The organism is Streptomyces sp. CNQ085, from assembly GCF_022614595.1.
GTDB lineage: Bacteria > Actinomycetota > Actinomycetes > Streptomycetales > Streptomycetaceae > Streptomyces.
In genome coordinates, this window is record NZ_JAJFAU010000029.1 from 24,102 (window position 1) to 30,511 (window position 6,410).

General features: G+C 70.1%; 4 protein-coding genes and 1 pseudogene. 4 read left to right on the forward strand and 1 reads right to left on the reverse strand.

The window, feature by feature from the left end; all coding sequences use genetic code 11:
- Positions 1–314 precede the first annotated feature (314 nt).
- The 3 genes and pseudogenes from LJ221_RS08105 to LJ221_RS08115 all read left to right on the forward strand — a co-directional run.
- A pseudogene (locus LJ221_RS08105) lies at positions 315–651 on the forward strand (family 43 glycosylhydrolase); the annotation flags it as partial.
- Between the two features lie 701 nt (positions 652–1,352).
- Positions 1,353–1,931, forward strand: a complete 579-nt coding sequence (locus LJ221_RS08110; protein ID WP_241714996.1) for a carbonic anhydrase — start codon at positions 1,353–1,355, stop codon at positions 1,929–1,931.
- Positions 1,932–1,948: 17 nt separating this feature from the next.
- Entirely contained in the window at positions 1,949–3,421 is a 1,473-nt protein-coding gene (locus LJ221_RS08115; RefSeq protein WP_241714997.1) for a SulP family inorganic anion transporter, read from the forward strand.
- Between the two features lie 431 nt (positions 3,422–3,852).
- On the opposite strand, the gene LJ221_RS08120 is transcribed toward LJ221_RS08115, so the two are convergent.
- Positions 3,853–4,764 (reverse strand): helix-turn-helix transcriptional regulator, encoded by a 912-nt coding sequence (locus LJ221_RS08120; RefSeq protein WP_241714998.1) that lies wholly within the window; start codon positions 4,762–4,764, stop codon positions 3,853–3,855.
- Between the two features lie 77 nt (positions 4,765–4,841).
- On the opposite strand from LJ221_RS08120, the gene LJ221_RS08125 reads away from it, so the two are divergent.
- Positions 4,842–6,365 carry an MFS transporter gene (locus tag LJ221_RS08125; protein WP_241714999.1) on the forward strand — a complete coding sequence of 508 codons (1,524 nt, stop codon included), beginning with the start codon at positions 4,842–4,844 and terminating at the stop codon, positions 6,363–6,365.
- The last annotated feature ends 45 nt before the right edge of the window (positions 6,366–6,410 follow it).

Genomic DNA, 6,410 nt, shown 5'->3' on the forward strand with positions numbered 1-6,410 from the left:
CTCCCCGGAGGGAGGACACGCGCAAGGATGTGGCAGCAATGACTGGGAACGCTCCCATTCAAAGCGCTCCCAGCCGCCGGGAGCCTTGGTCGTGACAGGTATCGTGTGGTCGGAGCCGATGGACTGTCAAGTACTCGGGGCGAACACCGTCGCCCGCGCGGCGAAGGGACAGGACCTCCGGCTGGAAGCGCTTCCACTGCCGCCGGGCGGGTGGCAGCCACGCGGACGGGGGTGGCAGAACCGCGCCGGGTGTTCACGGGCGCCGTCCGGACTCGCTCCACGGCGCCCGGCGGCTCGAAGGGAACGCGTTTTCCGTGCATACCTACGACAATCCTGTGATCAGTGGGTTCCACCCCGATCCGAGCGTGTGCCGGGTCGGTGACGACTACTGCCTGGTGTGCTCCGGCTTCGAGCACTTCCCCGGACTGCCGCTCTTCCACAGCACTGGAGCATCAACACCAATGTCGACGGCGGCCGCAACCTCGTCGCCCACCCCGAGCGGCCCGAGGGACCATGGAGCGACCCGGCGTGGATCGATCTGTCCGGGATCGACCCCGACCTGGCATGGGAGGAGGACGGCACCTGCTGGTGCGCCTTCCCCCCGGACCCGAGGGCGGCATCGACACGGCCAGGGTCAGCCCGGTCGGTGGTCGGTGGATCCGCGCGGGAAACGGCTCGGACGGCCATGGCCCAGCGCCCGCGCGTGTGACCGGACCGGCCGCGGGGCGGCAGGGCGAATTCACGTCATCACATCCTCGGTTTTCGGGCTCCCTTAGGCCGGAAGTGTCGACTTGCTCATACAAGGCGCTTTACCTGGATAAGGTTTTTCTTGACTGGTCTTTGACCATCACTTGCCCTGACCGAGAAGTGCTCGCTGTCCGGAGAGGTGCCCATGTTGCGAGGTGTGGAGCCATGGGACGGGGTCGCGTTCACCGCCGCCACCCTGTTCACCCTTCGCTTCCTCCTTCCCTCTTCGTCCCGTTCGCTTCCGCACATATTTTCGGTCGCGTTGAGGCCAGTGCCCCGCGGCCGAAGAACGCGGTGAGCGGAAAGGCCTCACACGACGGGAACGCGATCTCCCGTTCCCGTGACATTCCGGAGCGTCGGCCGGGCCGCCCCACCCCTGCGGCCGGCACCACGTCTCCGTCCCGGTGCCCCCGGCCCTCGGACACACAACCCGCCAGGAGCCCGGTGACCGGTCGCGAGGCGGACACGACCGATGCCTCGCGGTCCCGTCTCCCCATACCACCGACGGTTCTTCGGGCCTTCCGCCTCTGACACAGGCAAGAGACACCCCGCCCCTACCGTGCGTGCCCGACGCGCCCCCATGACGCGCCAGGAGGATCCGCCACATGCAACCCTTCATCGACCATGCCCGCACGTTCGGGCGACGTCCGAAGGAATTCGCCGCACACGCCGAAGGCCAGACCCCGCAGGTACTCTTCATCACCTGCGCCGACTCCCGGGTCGTACCGGCCCTGATCACGGGCGCCCACCCCGGCGAGCTCTTCGAGCTGCGCACCGCGGGCAACATCGTGCCACCCCACGCGTTCGAGCGTCCCACCAGCGAGGCGGCCACCATCGAGTACGCCGTGGAAGTGCTCGGAGTGAAGGACGTCGTCGTCTGCGGTCACTCGCACTGCGGCGCGGTGGGCGCTCTGGTCCGCGGCGACGACCTGAACGCCGTGTCGGCCGTACGCGACTGGCTCCAGTACGCCACCCCCTGTCCCAAGGGAGACCCCCAGGACCCGACCGTCTCCGAAGGGGTGCAGAACCACGTCCTGACCCAGGTGCTGCGCCTGCGGTCCTACCCGTGCGTGGCCGCGAGGCTCGGCAACGGCGAGCTGAGCCTGCACGCCTGGTACTACGAGGTGCACACCGGCGCGGTCCTGGCGCACCGTCCGCGGACCGACACCTTCGAGGCGCTGTGAGGACGGGCGGGCGCACGGTGGACGGGAACCGCGCCGCGGGCGGGTTCCCCCACCTGAAGCAGGACTTCGCAGCCTCCCTGGTGGTTTTCCTGGTGGCGCTCCCGCTGTGTGTCGGGGTGGCGGTCGCCTCAGGCGTCCCGGCCGAACTCGGCCTGGTGACCGGGATCGTCGGCGGCATCATCACCGGTCTCATGCCGGGCAGCAGCCTTCAGGTGTCCGGCCCCGCCGCGGGCCTGACCGTGCTGGTCCTCGGGGCCGTCAGCCAGTTCGGGCTGCCCGCGCTCGGCGTGATCGTGCTGGTGACCGGGCTGTTCCAACTGGGTATGGGCGCACTCAACCTCGGCCGCTGGTTCCGCGCCATCTCCCTGTCCGTGGTCGAGGGCATGCTCGCCGGCATCGGCCTGGTCATCATCGCCGGCCAGGTGTACACGGCCGCGGACACCGCCGCCCCGAAGGGAGGCATCGACAAGATCCTGGGCATGCCCAGGGCTGCGGTGGACGCCCTCGGCGACTCCGCGGCGCTCGTCTCGCTCGCGGTGGGCGTGGGCACCGTCGCCGTCGTCGTGCTGTGGCAGCGGATGCCCGGGAGGGTGCGGGCCGTGCCCGGGGCACTCGCGGCGGTGCTGCTGGCCACCGCCGCGTCGGCGCTCTTCTCCCTGCCGGTCGCCACGGTGGAGGTCCAGGGCCTGCTCGGCGTGATCCAGCCGCCCGGGACGGACGCCTTCGCCGACCTGGCCGACCCGGCGTTCATCGGCACCGTCCTCGCCTTCGTCCTGATCGCCTCGGCGGAGAGCCTGTTCAGTGCGGCGGCCGTGGACCGGCTGCACGACGGCCCGCGGACCCGGTACGACAAGGAGCTGATCGCACAGGGCGCGGGCAACACCGTGTGCGGTGTGCTCGGCGCGCTGCCGATGACCGCGGTGATCGTACGCAGCTCGGCCAATGTCCGGGCAGGTGCGAGAACCAAGGCGTCACGAGTGCTGCACGGTGTATGGCTGCTGGTGTTCGCGGCGCTGCTGCCCTCGGCCCTGGCGCTGATCCCGATCCCCGCCCTCGCCGGTATCCTGGTGCACGCGGGCTGGAAACTGATCCCGTTCCGCCGGGTCGCCACCCTGTGGCGGGGGAACCGGGGCGAGGCTCTGATTCTCGTGGTCACGGCCGTCTCGATCGTTGCCGTGAACATGTTCGAGGGTGTGCTGATCGGTCTGTTGCTGTCGATCGTCAAGACCGCCTGGGACGCCTCACACGTCAAGCTGGAGGTCGTCGACAAGGGCGCCGGTCCCATCCAGGCGCATCTGTCGGGCAACGCGACCTTCCTGCGACTGCCGAAGATCCTCGACACTCTGGAAGCCCTTCCCCAGGACCGTCCGATCGAGCTGGACCTGTCCGGACTGCACCATCTGGACCATGCCTGCCGCTCGGCACTGGAGAACTGGGCCGAGCGGCACACCGCGGCCGGCGTCGATCCGGTGCGCCTCCTGGCGGCCTGACCACCGGAACCGGGTGAAGGGGGCTTGCTCCTCCCACAGGGGCGGGCCCACCCGGGAGGGAGGCGCGGCTCCACACGGCGCGGGGCGCGGGCCGCCCCGTCCGGACCCCGAGGCGCCGACACCCATGCCTCCGTCCTTCACCAGCAAGCAGCCAGCCCGGCGGTACCGACGGCACCCGGGGCGCAGGTGCGGAACAGCGGTCCCCCGCACGCACCGTTTCGGACAGCATCTGCCGCGGGTCTGCCCCGTCATCGGCCCCGGATGGTACACCCTCGCCCGGAACAGCGCGGGCTCGTTCAGGGGCGCACGGGGCAACGGCACCATGACGCTCGAACCGTACTGGGCGCCGGCCTTCCGGACGCGTCGCACCGGCGCGGTGGGGCCCGCAAGCGTGCGAAGGCCCGGATCCCGTACGCACCGGTGGGAGAGGCTCAGTCCTGCCGGACGGAGGCGGGGTCCGGCTCCGGGGCACTGTCCGCACGGTCCTGGTCCGTCAGGATCCGCAGCGCGTCGGCGGAACCCGGGTCGTTCGGGGTGTAGACCTCCAACCGGTGGTCGGGACTGTCGGGCTGGAGCCAGACCTGGTAGGTGATGCTCGTGGCGCCGACGGTGGGGTGCTGGAGGTGCATGGTGCCGACGGTGCAGTCGGTGACCTCCCCGGCCGCCCACATCATCGCGAAGTCGTCGCTGCGCATCGTGAGTTCCCCGATCAACTCCGCCAACCGCGCGTCGGTGGGAAAGCGACCGGCGGTGAGGCGGAGGTAGGCGACGTGGACGCGGGCGAGTTCGTCCCAGTTGCGGTACAGGTCGCGGGTGAGCGGATCGAGGAAGAACATCCGGGGAACGGAGGGACGCCGCGCCGACTCCTGCGGTGCGTTGAAGTCGATGTGCTCGGCGATGAGGGCGTGGCCCGTGCGGTTCCACGCGAGCACGTCTCCGCGCCGGCCCAGTACGATCGCCGGCGTCGCTTCGTCGAGTGCCTCCAAAAGCGTGAGCACCCGCGGGTTGGGAGTCTCGCGACGCGGCTCGGAGAGTCCGGGGTTCGACGGCTGCCGGGCGAGATTGTGCAGATGGACGCGCTCGATCTCATCGAGTTGCAGCACCCGTGCGAGGGCGTTGAGAACCTGTTCGGAGGCGGTCTCCACCTGTCCCTGCTCCAGACGGGTGTAGTACCCCGCGCTGACCCCCGCGAGTTGCGCGAGTTCTTCGCGCCGCAGGCCCGGGACCCGGCGGGCGGCCCCGTACGTGCGCAATCCGATCTCGGCCGGTGTGACCCGGTCACGGCGACTCTTCAGGAAGGTTCCAAGGCTCTCCACGTCAGCGACGGTAGGCCGCCCGGACATCCCGGTGGGTATACCTGTCAGGTGTACCCACAACAGGGGGGTGGCTGGCGGACATGCCTTGCCGGAGCGTGGGAGACATGTCTGAACAGCACGCGCACACCTCACCCGGCCGGCGGGCCTGGCTCGGCCTCCTGGTGACCCTCGGGCCGGTACTCCTGGTGTCCATGGACGGATCAATCCTGTTCCTGGCGATGCCCCGGGTCAGCCAGGCGCTCACGCCCACCGCGGACCAGGCCCTGTGGATCCTGGACATCTACGGCTTCGCCGTCGGCTCCCTGCTCATCGCGTTCGGCAGCATCGGGGACCGGTACGGTCGGCTGAAGTTGCTCATGATCGGTGCGACGGTCTTCGGCATCGGCTCCGCGGCTGCGGCCCTTGCTCCCACCCCGGAGTTCCTCATCGCCGCCCGCGCACTCATGGGAGTGGCGGGGGCGACCCTCCTGCCCTCCGCCCTGGCGGTGTTGAGCGAACTGTTCGGCGACCCCCGGCGACGGGCGCAGGCCATCGGGATCTTCGCCGCGGGGTTCGCCGCCGGGTTCGCCATCGGTCCGGTCGTCGGCGGTGTCCTGCTGGAGCGGTTCTGGTGGGGATCGATCTTCCTGGTCAATCTGCCCGTCATCGCCCTGTTCCTGATCTTCGCGCCGGTCCTGCTCGGCGAAGTACGCGCGACCCGGCCGGGCCGTGTCGACGCGTTCAGCGTGGTGACCTCCGCGGTCGGCCTCCTGCTCATGATCTACGGTCTCAAGCACGCCGCGGCCGAAGGCGTCTCGGCCGTCCCCCTGGTCGCGGGAATCGCGGGAGCAGCGCTGCTGACGTGGTTCGCTCTCCGCCAGCGGCGCCTCGAGTACCCATTGATGGACTTCTCGCTCTTCCGGGACCGCGTCTTCACGGTCGCGATCATCACCGGGCTGTTGCCACTGGCCGCGTGGTCGGCGACCGCCTACCTGGCGGGTATCTACCTCCAGTCCGTCCTCGGGCTGTCGGTTCTGCACGCCGCGCTCCTCGCGCTGCCCGGCGCGATGGTGCTCACCACCACGTGCATCGTCACACCGATGGTGGTGGACCGCATCGGCAAACGGACCGCCCTGATCATCTGCCACTTCTCCATCCCCGGAGGCCTTCTGCTCCTGCTTCCGGCCACGACCGCCGGCGGGGTCGGCTGGTACGTCGCTTCCACGGCCGTCGCGGGTGTCGGCTACGGCATCTCCTTCGCCATCGTCGCCGACACCGCGGTCGGCGCGGTCCCCACGGAGCGAGCCGGTTCGGCAGGGGCCATCGCCGAAACCAGCAACGAGATCGGCAATGCCCTCGGCATCGCGCTCCTCGGCTCGCTCGCCGCGCTGATCTTCCGTCTCCAGGGCCCCGACCTCGCACCCACCCTCGACGAGACGCTCCAGCTTCCCAGCCTGGCGTCCCACCTCGCCAGAGAAGCGAAATCGGCCTTCGTCACCGGCCTGCACGCGGTCGCCGTCGTGGCCAGCCTCCTGCATTTGGCCCTCGGGGGCCTCGCGCTCCGCTGGCTTCCCAGGTCCACGACGCCGGATGCCACCGTCGACGCCCTCTCCGAGAACACTTCGGAGCACGCAAAGACGACCGCCTGACGCACCGGGCCGAGCGCCTGCGCCCGTCCAGGACGGGCGCAGGCG